The organism is Williamsia herbipolensis, from assembly GCF_000964005.1.
In the GTDB taxonomy this organism is placed as follows: domain Bacteria; phylum Actinomycetota; class Actinomycetes; order Mycobacteriales; family Mycobacteriaceae; genus Williamsia_A; species Williamsia_A herbipolensis.
This window is the reverse complement of sequence record NZ_JXYP01000038.1, coordinates 27,692-43,917: the sequence shown is the minus strand read 5'-3', so window position 1 is coordinate 43,917 and position 16,226 is coordinate 27,692. Positions and strand designations below refer to the sequence as shown.

Below are 16,226 nucleotides of genomic sequence, written 5' to 3'. Positions count from 1 at the left end.
GGCGGCGATAGGCTCCACCGACAGGCAGGGTCTCGCGGTAGGAGCATCGATGACGACAGTGGCGGGCGGTGTGCCGGCCGACGCGCGGGTGGTCGCCGGACGCTACCGTCTCGGCCGCGCGCTCGGACGAGGTGCCATGGCCGACGTGTACGGAGCCACCGATGAGCTCCTCGGCCGTCCGGTCGCCGTCAAGCTCTTCCGCGTCCACCCCCGTTCGGTGGACGATCGACGCCGTGTCGAAGCCGAGATGCGCACGCTGGCGTCGCTGTCGCACCCGGGCCTGATCAGCCTCTTCGACGCGGGGACCACGCAGGACCTCGACGGGGTCGATGTCCCGTACCTGATCATGGAACTCGTCGACGGTCCGACGCTCGGTACCCATCGGGGGGATCGCGCGCTGCCGCCGGCGGCCGTGGCGCAGATCGGTCGAGAGTTGGCCGACGCCCTCGCCTACATCCACGCTGCGGGGGTGGTGCACCGGGACATCAAGCCCGCCAACATCCTGATGCCGAGCCCACCCGTCGGCGGCCGCGAGCAGTCGTCGAAACTCGCCGATTTCGGTATCTCTCGCGTGATCGACGCCGAGCACCTCACCGAGCACGGGACCACGGTCGGGACCGTGCACTACATGAGTCCCGAGCAGGCGACCGGGAGCAGCGCGACGGGACCACCCGGTGATGTCTACGCACTCGGCCTGCTGCTCATCGAATGTCTCACCGGGCGAATGGTGTTCGAGGGGACCGCGGTCGCGTCGGCGATGGCGCGGTTACAGAGCGATCCCGCCGTGCCGATCGAGTTCGGGCCGGCCTGGGCGTCGCTCCTGACCGACATGACCGCGCGTGCACCTGCCGACCGACCCACCGCGGTGTCGGTGGCCGCACGCCTGCGCGACATCGAGCACGGGGCGCCCGCACCCACCGCGGTGTTCACCGCCGCGCAGCCCGAGCCGGTGTTCGCCGGGGCGCAGGTGCCGGCCCGCACGGCCGCTCGACTCCCGTGGTGGTCGTGGGCCATGGGAGTCGCGATGGTGGCCGTGGGGATCGGTGCAGTCCTGTGGATCGCGTCGGGCCCGGATTCTGCGCCGGCCGGCGTGCAACCCTCACCGGCCATCTCCTCCGCCGCGCCGGTGTCGCGCGGGGCCGCGCCGTCATCGACCGCGGTCGCGACGTCCGCGGTCGCCACGCCGACGGCCGCAGCCGATCCGCCGACCGCAGACTCTCCGAGACCCGCAGCCGCTCCGACGCCCCCTACCAACGCGGTCGTGCCCGCGGCGCCGCCCGGTGGCAACGGCAACGGGAACGGGAACGGGATCGGGAACGGGAACGGGATCGGGAAAGAGAAGGGCGACAAGAAGTAGTTGCCTCGTCTCTCAGCGATTCTTCAGCGGCGCTGTGGTCTCCTACTGACGCGTGGGCAGGTCCGTCCTTCGCGGTCGAGTCGGAGGAGACGTCGGAGTGAACATCATCCAGGCCATCGTGCTCGGGATCGTGGAGGGACTGACGGAGTTCCTGCCGGTCTCGTCGACAGGTCACCTGACCATCGCCGAGAAGCTGATGGGGTTGCGGATCGACGACGCGTCGGTGACGGCGTTCACCGCGATCATCCAGGTCGGGGCGATCGCGGCGGTGATCATCTACTTCTTCTCCGACATCGTCGGCTTGATCGTCGCCTGGGTACGGGGTCTACGGTCGGCATCCGACCGTGACAACCCCGATTACCGGATGGCGTGGACGGTGATCATCGGATCGATCCCGATCGGGATCGTGGGGTTCCTCGCCAAAGACGTCGTCTCGGGACCGCTGCGCAGTCTGTGGGTGGTCGCCGCGGCGCTGATCGTCTGGAGCGTCGTGATGTATCTGGCCGAGCGTGTCGCGACGCAGCGACGGACGGGTCGCGATGTGACGGTCGTCGACGGTGTGGTCGTCGGAGTGCTGCAGTGCATAGCGCTCATCCCGGGTGTGTCGCGGTCGGGCGCCACGATCTCGGCGGGACTGTTCCGGGGGCTCGACCGCGTGGCCGCGACCCGCCTGTCGTTCTATCTGTCCATTCCCGCGCTGCTGGCCGCGGGCGGCTACGAGGCCGCGACGTCGGCCAAGGACATCTCCCACGGGGTGGGCTGGGCGGCCACCGCGGTGGCCACGCTGGTCAGCCTCGTCGTCGCCTACGCCAGCATCGCCTGGCTCCTGCGGTTCGTGGGGCGACACCCGATCACCTATTTCGTCGGCTACCGCGTGGCGCTGGGCCTGGTCCTGATCGCACTTCTCGGGTCCGGGGTGTTGACTGCGACATGACAGGTGTCCGACGCCGGAGCACGGTTCAGGCCATCGCGAGCGGAGGTCGATGATGCGGGTCCTGGTGGTCGAGGACGATCGGAACGGCGCTGAGACGTTGCGGCGCACGCTGGTCGCCGAGGGCTGGGTCGTCGAGCTGGCGCACAACGGCGAAGACGGACTCCACCTCGCCTCGACCACCACCTACGAGGTCATCGTTCTCGACATCATGATGCCGAGGCTCAACGGCTACGAGGTGGTCCGGACGTTGCGGCAACGCTCCGTCTGGACACCGGTGTTGATGTTGACCGCGAAAGACGGCGACCACGATCAGGTGGACGCCTTCGAGTTCGGGGCCGATGACTATCTGATCAAACCCTTCTCGGTCGCCGTCCTCATCGCACGAGTGCGCGCGCTCGTCCGCCGCGGCGCTCCCGAGCGTCCCGTCACGTTGACCGCCGGATCGCTGTCACTGGACCCCTCCGCGCACCGCGTCCGGCGCGGGAACGTCGAGATCACCCTCACGCCACGCGAATTCGGTCTCCTCGAGTTCTTGATGCGACACAAGGGGCAGGTTCTGACCAAGAACGAGATCCTGCAGGGGGTGTGGGACGTGAACTACGAAGGCGACGAGAACATCGTCGAGGTCTACATCGGCTATCTGCGCCGACGTGTCGACCGACCGTTCGGTGTCACCAGCCTGCAGACGATCCGCGGCGTCGGGTACCGGCTCGACGAGTGAGTCGGGGATCGACGGCGACTCTCACTCCGCCGATGCGCTCGTCGGGACGCTGATGGTGATCGCGGCACCCCCGCCGGGCGCCTCGCCTGCGCGCACCGTCCCCGCATGCGCGCGCACGATCTCGCTCACGATGGCGAGGCCCAGGCCGGACCCTCCGGCGGAACGTTCCCGGTCTGCGTCGAGACGCACGAACCGGTCGAAGATCCGCTCTCGCTCTGCGGCCGGGATCCCGGGGCCGTCGTCGCTCACGACGATCTGTCCCATGCCGTCCTCGGTCGTCGCCATGGTCATGGTCACCGCCGAATGCGCATGGCGCACAGCGTTGTCGACAACATTACGTACTGCACGCGAGAGCTTCTCGCGGTCACCGCTGACCCGGATCGGTGTCACCCGCGCACGGATGGTGATGGGGCTGAGGGTGTCGGTGCGATGTGCCGCCTCGGCCACGATGTCGTCGAGATCCACGTCTTCCATGACGACAGGGATCCCGCGTTCGTCGGCCTTGGCGAGGAGCAGCAGATCGTCGACCATCGCCTGCAGCCGCGACACCTCGGGCAGCATGATCGAGTCGATCGTCGCGAGATCGAGTGGTCGGCCGGTGGTGCGGGCGAGATCGAGCAGACCGTAGATGCTCATCAGCGGGCTGCGCAGCTCGTGGGACGCGTCGCCGACGAACCGCAGTTGCTGTTCGCGCGCGAGCTGGAGGCGGTCGAGCATCGCGTTCATGGTTCTCGCGAGCGTCGAGATCTCGTCGCCCGCCCCTGACTCGGGTACCCGGGCGCTGAGATCCTTGCTCGACATCTCCGCGACCTGGGCGCGGATGCCCTCGACGGGCCGGAGCACGCGGCCGACGAAAAGGTATGAGGCGAAGGCCAACACCAACAGGATGATCGGGAACACCGCGCAGAAAAGGATCGCGACGGTGATCACGACGTCGTTGATGGGTCCTTCGGCGGCACCGACGGCGATGGTCAATGGTCCCGCCGGCGAGTCGACCCCGACCACCGTGGTCCGGAATTCATCGCCTCGGCCATCGATCTGAGCGCCGTCGATGGTCTCGTGCGCGCCGACCGCGACCGGATCGACCACCCGACCACCGCGGCCCGAGGGACTCGAGGCCCGCACGCGCCCGGCCGCATCGAGGACCTGGATGATGTCGAGATCCTTCGATGGCGCCACGGTCTCGGCGTCGATGCCCTGCAGCGATTCCGTGCGCACGGTCGCCGCGATCTGGGTGGCCCTCGCCGCCGCCGCCGCGTCGGCGGAGTTCAGCAGAGAATTGTGCAGTACCGACAGCATGATCGCGGCCGCGCAGGCGAGGGCGACCGCCAGGAGAACGGTCGCCACCACCGTCAGGCGGACACGCACCCCCGCCAGGTGATGGCCCACTGCGCGCACAGCGGACCGCATTCGCGAGCTCATCGCTGCAGAGTAGGCGGATCCTCGCGCATCACGGTGGTCCACGGAGCGAACGGGTTCATGACCGGTGCCCGGGCACCCTCGTCATCACATCGGGCTTCGTGGCCCGGTCGAGGTCCGCCGGCTCCCGTGCGCTCCCGGCCTCGGCGGGCACCGTGTTCGTCGACCGCCGCTGACCGACGGCCACGATCGCCACGAGAACGACGATCGCAGCGAGCCACGCTACTGTGACAGGCCCTGTGCCCCAGCCCAAGCCGCTCTTCGACGTCGGATCGGCGAGCCAGTCGGCCGCCGACGCACCGAGTGGCCGGGTCACCACGTACGCGGCCCAGAACGTCAGGACGGGGTTGGCGCCGCGTCGCCAGGCGATGAGGGGGATCACGATGACCACCGCGAAGACCATGGTGCTGGCGAGGTAGCCGAGATGCAGCGAACTGGCGGTGAGGTCACCGAGCGCGGTTCCGAGTGCGAAGGTGGCCATGACCGTTGCCCAGTAATACAACTCGGGAGCGCGTGCGGTGATGGTGTGCACGTCCAGCGAGCCGGTGTTGCGGTGCCAGAGCGCCAGGATCACCGCGACGGCCACGGCGAAGAAGACGCTGGTGGCGATGTAGGGGATCCCGACGACGGCGTGAGCGACGTCGGCGACCACGGTGCCCAGGACGCTCACCATGGCGACGCAGGCCCAGTAGACGGCCGGGATGTAGCGACGTACGCGGAACTGGACCGCGAACACGGCGCCGAACACCAGGAGGATGGCGGCGGCGTTGAGGATGTCGTTGCCGTGGGTTCCGAGGAAGTCCGACAGGGTCTCGCCCATGCCGGTCGTCAGGATCTTGATCGCCCAGAACAGCGCGGTGATCTCGGGGACCCGCAAACGGCCCGCGATCGCAGCATGACCGGCGGTGTCGGGTGTCGATTTTCGCAAGGTGGGCACGAAGCACTCCAGGGTCGTCGGGAACGAGTCCTCAGTGTGGACAGCGCCCGCTGAGAGGGTCCTGTGGGACGGTAAAGGGAGCGTCAACACCGATGTACCCCATCGCGAGTCCGAACAGTCGGTCTGTCGACGACGTGACGCTTCGGGTCACGATGTGGCCGCCTCGCGGATCGTGCCCGGCGACGAGTCACGCTGTTCGAGTCGGTCGACCTTTGTGGCGGTGAGGTAGGCGACGAGAGCGATGATGACGACGAAGAAGGCGATGTTGACCCCCGTGGTGCCGAGTCCGAAGCCGCCGGCATCGGTGGGTTGGGTCAGCAGGTCACCCAACGATGCTCCCAGAGGCCGAGTGATGATGTAGGCAGCCCAGAACGCGATGACGGCGTTGAGCCGTACACCGTAGTGGCTCAGCGTGATCGCCCCGATCACCGCCGCGAACAACACGAGCGACCACGTGTAGCCGAGCGCGAACTTCTCGGCGATGAGGTCGCCGGCGGCGGTCCCCAGCGCGAAGGTGAACAGGATGGCGAGCCAGTAGAACGCTTCACGTCGTGGCGTCCGGATGGAGTGGATCGACAGCGTCCCCTCGACCACGTACCAGGCGGTGAAGACCGCGATGAGGACGGCGGCGAAGGCGATCGTGGTCGCGATCAGCGGGACGCCGAGGTTGTCGGTCAGATTGTCGGTGATCAGCGTGCCGGTGACGCTGATGACGACCACGATCCACCAGTAGAGGACCGGGATGTAACGGCGGACCGCGAACTGGCCGGCGAGGCTGACGACGAGGATTGCGACGGTGACGATGGTGGTGTTGGTCAGCCCGAACCCCATCGTCATGTTCAGGTAGTCGGCGGCCGTCTCCCCGACCGTGGTCGCCAGGATCTTGATGACCCAGAAGAAGATCGTGACCTCGGGGACTTTGCTCAGCGCCTGACTCGCGATGCGGGATGGTGGTGCGACCGGTCGCTGATGCATGGCTGGGCCTTTCGTCCAGATGGTGGCTTGTCGCCGGGAAGAGCACCTCCGGCGTGGACCCCACTGTGAAGGTGCGATCCTGTGACGACGCTGTACGCACCTGAGAAGACGGTGAACTGCTCTTACTGCCCTGACGGCGGTGATTCGGCGACACCGATGTGCGTGGTGCCACCGAATCACCGGCAAAACGGCTGAGAGGGCGGGTGTGGTCGACCGTCCCGACGGGTCAGACGTAGGTCTCAGCGTCCTCTCAGCTGCATACCTCCACACTGACGGTCTCGCTCGAGTGCGCCGCCGACACCCGCTTCAGCCGGCCGCCGCGCCCTCGACGGGCCGACCTCTGGGAGTGATCGTTGGAGCACTGGATTCGGTTGGCCGTCGGTGGGACCGTGCTCGTCGCCATCGCGGTGGCCGTCTTGGGTTGGTACGGGGTTCGGCAGCGGGGGCCGGCGATCCGAGCCGCTCTGCGCGCGGTGCTGCAGCTCGCCGTGGTCGCCCTCGTACTGCGTGGGGCCATCACCAACTGGAGTCTGGCCGCCGTGGTCGTCGCGATCATGTTCACCGTCGCTGTCGTCACCGCAGCACGGAGGCTGCGGACGTTCCGACATGCCGTGCCGGCAACACTGGTGGCGTGCGGGTGCGGCGCCACGGTGACCGTCGGAGTGATCGTCGGCATCCCGATCCTCGACAGGGATCCGAAAGACCTGATCGCGGTGTCCGGCATCATCATCGGCGGATGCATGACTGCCGCCACCCTCACCGGTCGGAACCTGCTCACTGCGATCGCGGCCCGTGCCGACGAGGTCGAGGCGTGGTTGTCGATCGGGGCCACCCGCCGGCAGGCCCTTGTCGACCTGTGCCGAAGCGCGGTGTTCGAGGCGCTCGTCCCCGGGTTGGATCAGACTCGGACAGTCGGATTGGTCACCCTCCCTGGGGCGTTCGTCGGGGCGATACTTGCCGGAGCCGGTGCCGAACAGGCCGCCCGCTTCCAGCTGGCGGTGCTCACCGGATTGATCTGCGCCCAATCGATCACCGCGGTCACCCTGGCGTTCATCGTGGGCGGGAACCGCACGAGTGTCCGGGCGCGGGCGTGACGTCGGCGTGCGACGGATACCGATCAACGGTTCAGGCGCCGGCCCCCGACCCGTGTGCGGCGACGCGCACTGTCGCGATGGCGTCCTCGAGGTCGGGGCAGCCGTCGAGTGATCGGGCACCTTCGAGTGCACCGATCGCGAGCTCGAGAAGTGACGGGACGAGTGCGTCGACGGGGAAGGGGGCGGGATGGTGGAGCCACCAGTGTGTGGCCTCGTCGAACGCGGACACGAGGGTGGCGCCGACGAACTGCATGACCGGGTTTGCAGTGTCGAGATCCAGGAGCGTGGCCAGCGCGAACAGGGCTCGACCACGACTGCGATCGGACACCTCCGCCGCCGTCGGGTCGGCGTGGCGACGGCCCACGATGAGTTTCAACGCGACGCCGCGATGTGTGGCCAGATAGTTCAGGTGAGTGGTCAGCGCAGCCCGGATGATGGTCGGCGTGTCGCCGCCTTCCGGAGCGGCGAACGCCGAGTCCATCTCGGCGACAACCGCATCGAGGACGGCACGATAGAGGCCCTCCTTGCTCGAGAAGTGGTGGAACAGCAATCCGTGCGCCACGCCGGCGCGAGCGGCGAGATCGGCGATGGTGACGTCGGCGTAGTCGCGTTCGGCGAACAGTTCGCCGGCGGCCGTGATCAGTCGGGCGCGTGTGGCTGCCTTCTGTTCGGCGCGCGACATCCCCGTACGCCGCGACGCGTCATCGGACATCACACGCACCCTGATCGGTCATCCGACGAGCCTATGTCGACCGCCGGTGTACAACGGCTTCATGGCAACCGTTCGCAAGAGTGACTACCAGATAGTCGCGCTCGAGGAGCACCTTCTGACGGCGGAGATCGCCGACGCCTGGGCTGCTGTCGCCGGCCCGGACACGGCGCGCCGCATGTCGATCCCCGGTGCGCAACCGGAGAAATTGTTCGACCTCGGTCGCGCTCGGATCGCCGACATGGACGACCAGGGTGTCGATGTGCAGGTCCTGTCGGTCACCACGCCCGGGGTGCAGAACCTCGATGCGGACAGGGCCGTGCCTCTGGCGGCGGCCGCCAACGACATCATCGCCGGTGCGGTCGCCGAACACCCAGATCGGTTCGACGGGCTGGCCGCCCTGCCCACCCCGGACCCACGGGCGGCCGCCGACGAACTTCGCCGCGCGGTGTCGGAGAAGGGCCTTCTCGGGGCCATGATCTACGGGCGGACCGCGGCGATGCACCTCGGTGATCCGGCGATGGAACCCATCTGGGCCGCCGCCGCGCAGCTCCGCGCGCCCGTGGTGTTGCATCCGCAGACACCGACTGCCGCGGTCCGAGACGCGTACTACACCGGGATCGGACCGGACGTCGACACACTGTTCGCCGGCCCGTTGATCGGGTGGCACTACGAGACCGGAATCGAACTGCTGCACATGATCTTCGGCGGCGTCTTCGACCGGCACCCGGAACTGCAGGTCGTCGTGGGGCACTGGGGTGAGGCGGTGCTGTTCTACGCCGACCGGATCGGGAGTGTGGGGGCGCTGACCGGGACGACCCAGAACCCGTTCGAGCACTACCTCACGCACAACGTCCTCGTGATGGGATCGGGAGTGTTCTCCCAGAGGGCGTTTCGGTGGACGCGCGAGGTCGTCGGGATCGACCGCATCGTCTACGCCACGGATTATCCCTACATCGATGCATCCGCAGGCGCGGCCCGCCGATTCCTCGACGACGCCGACCTGACGCCCGACGAGCGCGTGCAGGTGGCCTCCGGCAACTGGGATCGCATCACGCGTCACCTGCGCTGATTCCCACGTCCCGCTCCGCATGTGTCCACGTGCACGTAAACTCTTGCGTCGGGGAGAGGGACCACCATGACCGACGTGACCGGAATCCAGGCACAGCTCGACCTCGCGGCGATTCCGCCCACGACGCGAGACCGTCCGGTTCCGACGACAGTGGCTGCGATGCTGACTGCTTCCGCGACCGACGTGCCCGAGGCCGACGCCGTCGTAGGCCGCGACGGACGGATCACCCACGCGGCTCTGTTCGAACAGGCATCGGCGGCGGCGGCGATCCTGGCCGGCGCCGGTAGCGGGCCCGTGGCGATCCACCTCGACGATCGCATCGAGCCGGTGGTGATAGCGTTCGGCGCGCTGCTGGCGGGACGGGCGCTTGTTCCGCTGGACCCGCAGCTGACAGCGGACCGCGTATCCCGGATCCTCGCACTGGCCGAGGCCGAGCTCTGGGATGAGGACCGGGTGCGGGCGGCCGATGCGGTCACGCCGGGCGAGCGACGGGCGCGGCCCGATGATGCCGCGACGATCGTGTTCACCTCGGGCTCGACAGGCGAACCGAAAGGGGTTGTCTTCGATCACGAAAACGCCGTCGGCAAGGCCTACGAGGCGGCCGTGGGCCAGCGTCTGACGCACGGTGACCGGATCGCCGACGTGATGCCGCTCGGCTTCAGCGCCGGACTCACCACTCTGTTCTCCGGCCTTCTCGCCGGTGCCACCGTGCTGCTCGCCGATTCGCGTCGGATGGGTGTCGAGTCGTTGATGGAGTGGCTGCACGACCAGCGCCCGACGGTGGTGAACTCCTCGGTCAGTCTCGTGCGTCGTCTGGCGGCGGACGCCCGCGACGGTGTGCTTCGGCCCCTGTCGACCGTCCGTCAGATCACGTTCTACGGCGAACCCTCGACCCGTGAGGATGTCCTGCTCGCGCGCCATCTCTCCGAACCCCCACCGCGGGTGGTGAACTGGTACGGGTCGACCGAGGTCGGGCTCGTCGGGCACACCGTCTTCGATCCGGACGACGAGGTCCCACCCGGCCGCGTGGCCGCAGGAAAGGGTCTGCCCGGCCCGCGGCAGGTGACGATCGTCGATGACGAGGGGAGCATCCTGGCCGCGGGTCGAACCGGCGAGGTGATCGTGGTCGGCGGGACCATCGCGGTGGGTTACGCGGGCCGCTCGTCGGACCGGTTCCTCCCGGACTCGGGTTCGGGTCGTGGGTATCGCACGGGCGATCGGGGTTTCCTCGATCCCGATGGGACGCTTCATGTTCTGGGCCGGGCGGACGACGCGGTGAAGATCCGCGGATACCTGGTGGAGCCGGCCGAGATCGAGGTCGCGATCGTCGCGATGCCGAGCGTCGACGAGGTATTCGTGCGCGGGATCGACCACGACGGGGGCACCGAACTGGTCGCCTACGTGGCAAGCGCATCGGAGTCGGCCGCCGCACTCGAGCGACGGGTTCGTGCGCATGTGTCCGCCACGCTCGCACCATGGATGGTCCCGAGATTCGTGGTCGGTATGGGCGCTCTGCCACGCACCGATCGCGGCAAGGTGGATCGCGCCGCGCTGCCGTCGCCGGTGACGACCCCGGAACCGCGTCGCCGCCGCCGGTCGCCCGACGTGGTCGAATCCGCGGTCCGCCTGGCCCTCACACGGGCATCGGTCGACGCCGAACTCGACGCCGATCAGGACCTCGTGGCGGCGGGCGTGGATTCACTCGCTCTGGCCCGGATCGCGACCACCGTCCGACAGATGCTGCATGTGGAGGTGGATCTGGCGGCGTTCACCGCCGCGCCGACCATCGACACCCTGACCCGTGGTGTGCGCGAGGCGAATCGCTCCGGCGGGACACGTGACCGCGGGGGTGTCCTGGTGCCACTGCGAGCCGAGGGTGACGACACCCCGTTGGTTCTGGTGGCCGGTGCGGGAGCCCCCGCGTCCGCCTTCGTCCCGCTGGTGCGCTCCCTCACTCCCGGCCGCAAGGTCTACGGGTTACAGGCGCGCGGTCTCGAACAGCCGGGGCGTCCCGACCGCAGCATCGTGGCCATGTCGCGCAGGAACATCGAGCAGCTCCGCAGCGCACAACCCCACGGGCCGTATCATCTGGCCGGCCATTCGATGGGTGGGATGGTCGCCCTCGAGATGGCGGCCCAGTTGGCTGATGATGGCGAATCGGTACGCCACGTCGTCCTCATCGACTCCTCGCTCACCGAGGCGTCCGTCGCCGAACTCGATGTTGCGGCGGGGCTCCCGGATGACGACGTGCATTTCGACGCAGGCGCTCCGGTGCAGGCCGAGATGACGATGACCCATCGACAACTCGTGGGTCTGTTCCTCAGGTTGCCGGTGGCCGGACGCAAGGTGTTCGATCCCGTCACCCAGTGGATCGTGTTCTACCACCGCGGTGTTCGGATGGTCCGTCGGCATCGCGTTCGCCACATCGACGCCCCGGTCACCGTGCTGTGCGCGCAGGGCAGTACGCATCGGCGGTCCCGGTGGGAGTCGGTGACATCGGGACGAGTCGATCTCGTCGCCGTACCCGGAGGTCACGTCGATGTCCTCCACGCACCCCACGTCGCCGCGGTGGCCCACGCCATCGATGCCGCATTGCACACCTGACCAGCCGGAACGCGCGTATACCCCTCGCGGGCAATGGATTCGAGACCACAAAGCGTGAGTTAGCGACCCTACAGAGCGTGGTCAGGGTCTCGAAATCGACAACAGATGTGAGACTCGCTAGTTACTATTTCGATGTCCGAATGCAGTATCTGACATTTGCCGGGTGACCGGAACGGTTGCGCGGTGACCACATCGAAGGAGAATCACATGTTGCTCGGAGCTGTCGGGGCGCTCGTCGGAGGCCTGTTGGGAAATCTCGGTGTCGGCAACCTGCTGTTGGGACTCGGTGCGGGACTGTTCGGTTCGAGCTAGAGCCGGCACCGATCCGATCGGTCTCGGCTGACGTCGAGGCCGGTCGGATCGGTGTCGTCGTCAGTGTGAGGGAGGTCCTGCGGCGATCATCGTGTGGTCAGTCGCCTGTCCCGATCTGATCCAGCTCGGCCAGTACGTCTGCACTGAGGTCGAGTCCTGCTCCGGTTGCGTTCTCGCGCAGGTGTTCTGCCGACGACGTGCCGGGGATGAGAAGTATGTTCGGGGAGCGGTGCAGCAACCACGCCAGTGCCACCGAGAGTGGAGTGCTGTCGAGGCTGGTGGCGATGCGCGACAACGCGTTCGACTGCAGGGGTGAGAATCCGCCCAGCGGGAAGAACGGGACGAAGGCGATCCCCTGCGCCGCCGTGTCCTCGACGAGTGCATCGTCGGCGCGATCGGCGAGGTTGTACCGATTCTGCACACAGACCACCGGCGCGATCTCCTGTGCCTCCGCGAGCTGGGCAGCCGTGACGTTGCTGACGCCGATGTGCCTGATGTCGCCCGCACGCTGTAGCTCCGCCAGTGCGCCGATCTGTTCGGCGATCGGTCCGGGCGCGGGGCCGTCGGTGGCGCCCATCCGCATGTTCACGACATCGAGTGCGTCGAGACCGAGATGGCGAAGGTTCTCGTGCACCTGGGTCGTCAGCTCCTCGGGACTCCGATGAAACGGCCAGTTGCCGTCGTCGTCGCGACGGGCTCCCACCTTGGTGACGATGTGGAGATCGTCGCGGTAGGGGTGCAGGGCCTCCTTGATGATCTCGTTGGTCACGAAGGGCCCGTAGAAGTCCGCGGTGTCGATGTGGGTGATGCCCAGGTCGACGGCCTCGCGGAGCACCGCGACGGCGGCCTCCCGATCGGGAGGCGGCCCGAAGACGCCGGGACCGGCGAGTTGCATTGCGCCGTAACCGAATCGTGAGACCGTCAGGTCGCCCATGCGAAATGTGCCGCCGGGCAGGGTGATGTCGGACATGATCGCTCCTCTGTGGGTTCGTATGGGCGGATCTCGCCGTCCCCATCGACGCTAGGAGCGCATCGACCGTGGTGAGGAGTCCCCGCTCATCCTGGGACCGTCAGGACCACCCACGGTGCGATCGGTCCTCCTACCATCGAATCCATGAGCGATCGTCCCAACTCCCTGGGTGAGTACCTGCGCGCTCGCCGCGAGCTGATGAGTCCTGAGCGTGCGGGTTTCGCCGCGGGTGGTGTCCGTCGGACGCCCGGCCTGCGCCGCGAGGAGATCGCCCTGCTCGCGGGCATCAGTGCGGACTATTACCTGCGGCTCGAGCAGGGTCGCGACCGGAACCCCTCCACGCAGGTGGTCGACGCCCTCGCCGGAGTCCTCGAACTGGATACCGCGGCCACGGCGCATCTGCATGCGTTGGCGGGCGCGAGCCCCCGCCCGCCCCGAGGCCGTAAGCGGGTCGGCGTACCGACGGGAATCCTGTCGCTCCTCGAGGTGATCGACCTGCCGGCTTTCGTGGAGAGCCGCTCCTTCGACGTACTGGCCGCGAATCCATTGGCGACCGCGGTCTCTCCCGCGATCAGTGTCGGCACCAACCGTCTCCGGGCGTTTCTGCTCGACCCCGCCGAGAAGGAACTATGGGACGACTGGGCCCAGCGCGCCCGCGGGATGGTGGCGGGCTTCCGTGCGTCGGTCGGCACCGAGGTCGACGACCCGGCGACGACCCAGCTCGTCGGCGAGTTGTCCCTGCGCAGCGAGGAGTTCCGCTCGCTGTGGGCTCGGCACGACGTAGCCGTGCTCGCCGGCGGCTCCATGCGCCTGAACCACCCGATGGTGGGTGCGATGGAGCTTCGCCGGGAGAAGCTCCCCCTGGCGGGTACCGACGGTCAGATCCTCGCGATCTATCACGCTGAGGCCGGTTCGGACTCGGCGATGAAGCTCGCGACGCTGAAGGATCAGGTGTCGGTCGGCGGCGGGTCGTCGGCTGCCGGCGCGGCTGCGGCGTCCGGCCCGCAGTGACGACCCGCCCTCGCGGGTGTGCTCAGGGTTTGAGGATGATCTTCACCGCGCCGTCGGTCTTCTTCTGGAAGATGTCGTACGCATGAGGCGCCTGCTCGAGCGGGAGTTCATGCGTGGCGAACGAATCCACGCCCAGGGGATCGTCCTCCCCGAGCAGCGGCAGGATGTCGGGAACCCACTTCTTGACATTCGCCTGACCCATGCGCAGCTGAATCTGCTTGTCGAACATGGTGAGCAGGGGAAGCGGGTCGGCCATGCCGCCGTAGACGCCGATGAGCGAGATCGTCCCGCCGCGTCGAACGATGTCGATCGCCGCATAGAGCGCCGCGAGACGATCGACCCCGGCCTTCTGCATCATCGGTGCCGCCAGCGCGTCGGGGAGCAGGCCGGTCACCTGCTGGACCAGCTTCGTCACCGGTGATCCGTGAGCTTCCATGCCCACCGCGTCGATCACCGAATCGGTTCCGCGTCCATTGGTGGCCGCGCGGATCTCCTCACCGATGTCGTCGACGGCGTCGAGGTCGATCACCTCGATACCGCGAACCCGTGCGCGGTCGAGGCGTTCGGGGACGCGGTCGACGGCGATCACACGGTGGCCTCGGTGTGCGGCGATGCGTGCGGCCATGTCGCCGATCGGCCCCAGGCCCAGGACGGTGACCGATCCACCCTCGGGTATCGCTGCGTACTCGACCGACTGCCACGCGGTCGGCAGTACATCGGAGAGGTAGACGAAACGCGAATCCGCAGGCCCCTCGGGCACTTTGATGTGGGTGAACTGTGCCTGCGGAACACGGAGGTACTCGGCCTGACCGCCGGGTACGGCTCCGTACAGCGATGAGAAGCCGAAGAGCGCCGCGCCCATGCCCTGATCGCGGACCTGTGTGGTCTCGCACTGGGTGTACAGCGACGAGTCGCACATGTAGCAGGATCCGCAGGAGATCTGGAAGGGGATCACCACGCGATCGCCCACGGCGAGATCGCCTGTCTGCGAGCCGACTTCCTCGACCACGCCCATGGGTTCGTGGCCCAGGATGTCCCCGGGGGTCATGAAGGCTCCCAGCACCTCGTAGAGGTGCAGGTCGGAGCCGCAGATGTTCGTCGAGGTGACCTTGATGATCGCGTCGGTCGGCTGCTCGATCGTCGGATCGGGTACCTCGTCGACACTGACCTTCCGCTTGCCCTGCCACGTGACTGCGCGCATGATGATGCCTCTCGTGATGCGCGATCTGTTGTCAGGTGTGCCGGCTCGAGCGGATCATCAACGGAAGCAACATCGTTCGCAGTTGACGCCAAGGATCGGGAGTCGATGCTCACCTTGCCAGACATCGACATCACCAGCAGAACCACGACATTCGATCGCGGATTGACCGTAGCTGGGAAACTCAACGTGGCCGTCTGTACCCCTCCACTGTCTCACGGATCGGCGCGCCACCGCGACGGTTCCCGCTCTACACTGGTCTTGTCTGAACGGGTAGAGCCCTCGCCGGATCCGACCAACGCGACGAAGGGTTCCTCCATGGACATCGCACACCAGACCTCTGCGCTCTACATGCGAACGCATCTCATCGGCGCCAGCGGTGGTCTGCAACTCGCGCGTCTGGTCGCCCATGATCCCTGGACGGTGAACGCGATCGACCATCTGCCGGGCGAGCTGGAGCAGGAGATGGCATTCGTACGCACCCGCGTAGAGGAACTCAGCGGCCATCGCGAGTCGTGGCTGGGAGCGGTGGTGGGCGTCGGCACCGGGGTGCGTGGCGTGGCCGGCGTCGTCGGGTTGACGCGCGGTCGTTTCCGTCGCGTCGCGGCGTTGGAGGCCATGCGCTCGCTGTTGCTCGCCAAGAAGGCGATGTGGGAGCTCGGCATGGAGGGCCGTGTCGATTTCGGGCCGGGGACCGCCAGGTGCGCCGAACTCGACCAGCAGGCCGCACGGCAGGCCGAAGAGTTGCAGGCGTTGCATCGACGCGCGGCCGAGGAGGCCTTCACACGCGGGGGCTGACGCAGCGCCATCCGTGTTCACCCCGGCTCACGTGCCGCGACCCGCAGGTAGGTCTGCGGAGCCACAGCTTTTTCTCCACACAGCGTTGCACCGGTGCATGGAGTCACGAAATAAT

General features: G+C 67.6%; 14 protein-coding genes. 8 read left to right on the top strand and 6 right to left on the bottom strand.

All coding sequences use genetic code 11. From position 1 onward, the window contains the following. Positions 1-49: 49 nt before the first annotated feature. The 3 genes from TU34_RS19715 to TU34_RS19705 all read left to right on the top strand — a co-directional run bounded on the left by TU34_RS19715 (position 50) and on the right by TU34_RS19705 (position 3,012). Entirely contained in the window at positions 50-1,357 is a 1,308-nt protein-coding gene (locus TU34_RS19715) for a serine/threonine-protein kinase (RefSeq protein WP_045824620.1), read from the top strand. A 97-nt stretch (positions 1,358-1,454) separates the two neighbouring features. Beyond that, the gene (locus TU34_RS19710) at positions 1,455-2,291 is read left to right on the top strand and encodes an undecaprenyl-diphosphate phosphatase (protein WP_045824619.1); all 837 of its coding nucleotides are present in this window, start codon (positions 1,455-1,457) and stop codon (positions 2,289-2,291) included. Positions 2,292-2,343: 52 nt separating this feature from the next. Beyond that, complete coding sequence (locus TU34_RS19705; protein WP_045824618.1) at positions 2,344-3,012, top strand: response regulator transcription factor; 669 nt, start codon at positions 2,344-2,346, stop codon at positions 3,010-3,012. 21 nt (positions 3,013-3,033) lie between these two features. On the opposite strand, the gene TU34_RS19700 is transcribed toward TU34_RS19705, so the two are convergent. The 3 genes from TU34_RS19700 to TU34_RS19690 form a co-directional block, all read right to left on the bottom strand. Then, a complete protein-coding gene (locus tag TU34_RS19700) occupies positions 3,034-4,434 on the bottom strand; it encodes a sensor histidine kinase (protein WP_238981401.1) in 1,401 nt (466 codons plus the stop codon). A gap of 55 nt (positions 4,435-4,489) precedes the next feature. Next, on the bottom strand, positions 4,490-5,368 hold the full coding sequence (locus TU34_RS19695; protein WP_065973654.1) for a COG4705 family protein: 879 nt from the start codon (positions 5,366-5,368) through the stop codon (positions 4,490-4,492). 147 nt (positions 5,369-5,515) lie between these two features. Continuing rightward, positions 5,516-6,343, bottom strand: coding sequence for a COG4705 family protein (locus TU34_RS19690; protein ID WP_045824616.1), 828 nt, complete (start codon positions 6,341-6,343; stop codon positions 5,516-5,518). 353 nt (positions 6,344-6,696) lie between these two features. Between TU34_RS19690 and TU34_RS19685 the strand changes: the two genes are divergently transcribed. Next, the gene (locus TU34_RS19685) at positions 6,697-7,437 is read left to right on the top strand and encodes an ABC transporter permease (protein ID WP_065973653.1); all 741 of its coding nucleotides are present in this window, start codon (positions 6,697-6,699) and stop codon (positions 7,435-7,437) included. Positions 7,438-7,468: 31 nt separating this feature from the next. Here TU34_RS19685 and TU34_RS22515 read toward each other — a convergent pair whose 3' ends face one another. Then, the gene (locus tag TU34_RS22515) at positions 7,469-8,149 is read right to left on the bottom strand and encodes a TetR/AcrR family transcriptional regulator (RefSeq protein WP_150116624.1); all 681 of its coding nucleotides are present in this window, start codon (positions 8,147-8,149) and stop codon (positions 7,469-7,471) included. Between the two features lie 61 nt (positions 8,150-8,210). Here TU34_RS22515 and TU34_RS19675 point away from each other — a divergent pair, with 61 nt between their 5' ends. Continuing rightward, the gene (locus TU34_RS19675; RefSeq protein WP_045824728.1) at positions 8,211-9,218 is read left to right on the top strand and encodes an amidohydrolase family protein; all 1,008 of its coding nucleotides are present in this window, start codon (positions 8,211-8,213) and stop codon (positions 9,216-9,218) included. Between the two features lie 159 nt (positions 9,219-9,377). Then, positions 9,378-11,822: an alpha/beta fold hydrolase gene (locus tag TU34_RS19670; protein ID WP_160298560.1), complete on the top strand. Its 2,445-nt coding sequence runs from the start codon at positions 9,378-9,380 to the stop codon at positions 11,820-11,822. Positions 11,823-12,231: 409 nt separating this feature from the next. Here the strand turns inward: TU34_RS19670 and TU34_RS19665 are convergent, their stop codons facing one another. Continuing rightward, positions 12,232-13,104: an aldo/keto reductase family oxidoreductase gene (locus tag TU34_RS19665; protein ID WP_045824614.1), complete on the bottom strand. Its 873-nt coding sequence runs from the start codon at positions 13,102-13,104 to the stop codon at positions 12,232-12,234. A 144-nt stretch (positions 13,105-13,248) separates the two neighbouring features. On the opposite strand from TU34_RS19665, the gene TU34_RS19660 reads away from it, so the two are divergent. Further along, entirely contained in the window at positions 13,249-14,115 is an 867-nt protein-coding gene (locus tag TU34_RS19660) for a helix-turn-helix domain-containing protein (protein ID WP_045824613.1), read from the top strand. A gap of 22 nt (positions 14,116-14,137) precedes the next feature. Here the strand turns inward: TU34_RS19660 and TU34_RS19655 are convergent, their stop codons facing one another. Continuing rightward, positions 14,138-15,316 carry a zinc-dependent alcohol dehydrogenase gene (locus tag TU34_RS19655; protein ID WP_045824612.1) on the bottom strand — a complete coding sequence of 393 codons (1,179 nt, stop codon included), beginning with the start codon at positions 15,314-15,316 and terminating at the stop codon, positions 14,138-14,140. A gap of 315 nt (positions 15,317-15,631) precedes the next feature. On the opposite strand from TU34_RS19655, the gene TU34_RS19650 reads away from it, so the two are divergent. After that, positions 15,632-16,111: a hypothetical protein gene (locus TU34_RS19650; RefSeq protein WP_045824611.1), complete on the top strand. Its 480-nt coding sequence runs from the start codon at positions 15,632-15,634 to the stop codon at positions 16,109-16,111. Positions 16,112-16,226: the final 115 nt, after the last annotated feature.

Coding starts and splice junctions, on each gene's coding strand:
- TU34_RS19715 (WP_045824620.1), top strand. CDS start 50: ATGACGACAGTGGCGGGCGGTGTGCCGGCCGACGCGCGGGTGGTCGCC.
- TU34_RS19705 (WP_045824618.1), top strand. CDS start 2,344: ATGCGGGTCCTGGTGGTCGAGGACGATCGGAACGGCGCTGAGACGTTG.
- TU34_RS19700 (WP_238981401.1), bottom strand. CDS start 4,434: ATGAGCTCGCGAATGCGGTCCGCTGTGCGCGCAGTGGGCCATCACCTG.
- TU34_RS19690 (WP_045824616.1), bottom strand. CDS start 6,343: ATGCATCAGCGACCGGTCGCACCACCATCCCGCATCGCGAGTCAGGCG.
- TU34_RS22515 (WP_150116624.1), bottom strand. CDS start 8,149: ATGTCCGATGACGCGTCGCGGCGTACGGGGATGTCGCGCGCCGAACAG.
- TU34_RS19675 (WP_045824728.1), top strand. CDS start 8,211: ATGGCAACCGTTCGCAAGAGTGACTACCAGATAGTCGCGCTCGAGGAG.
- TU34_RS19670 (WP_160298560.1), top strand. CDS start 9,378: ATGCTGACTGCTTCCGCGACCGACGTGCCCGAGGCCGACGCCGTCGTA.
- TU34_RS19665 (WP_045824614.1), bottom strand. CDS start 13,104: ATGTCCGACATCACCCTGCCCGGCGGCACATTTCGCATGGGCGACCTG.
- TU34_RS19660 (WP_045824613.1), top strand. CDS start 13,249: ATGAGCGATCGTCCCAACTCCCTGGGTGAGTACCTGCGCGCTCGCCGC.
- TU34_RS19655 (WP_045824612.1), bottom strand. CDS start 15,316: ATGCGCGCAGTCACGTGGCAGGGCAAGCGGAAGGTCAGTGTCGACGAG.
- TU34_RS19650 (WP_045824611.1), top strand. CDS start 15,632: ATGGACATCGCACACCAGACCTCTGCGCTCTACATGCGAACGCATCTC.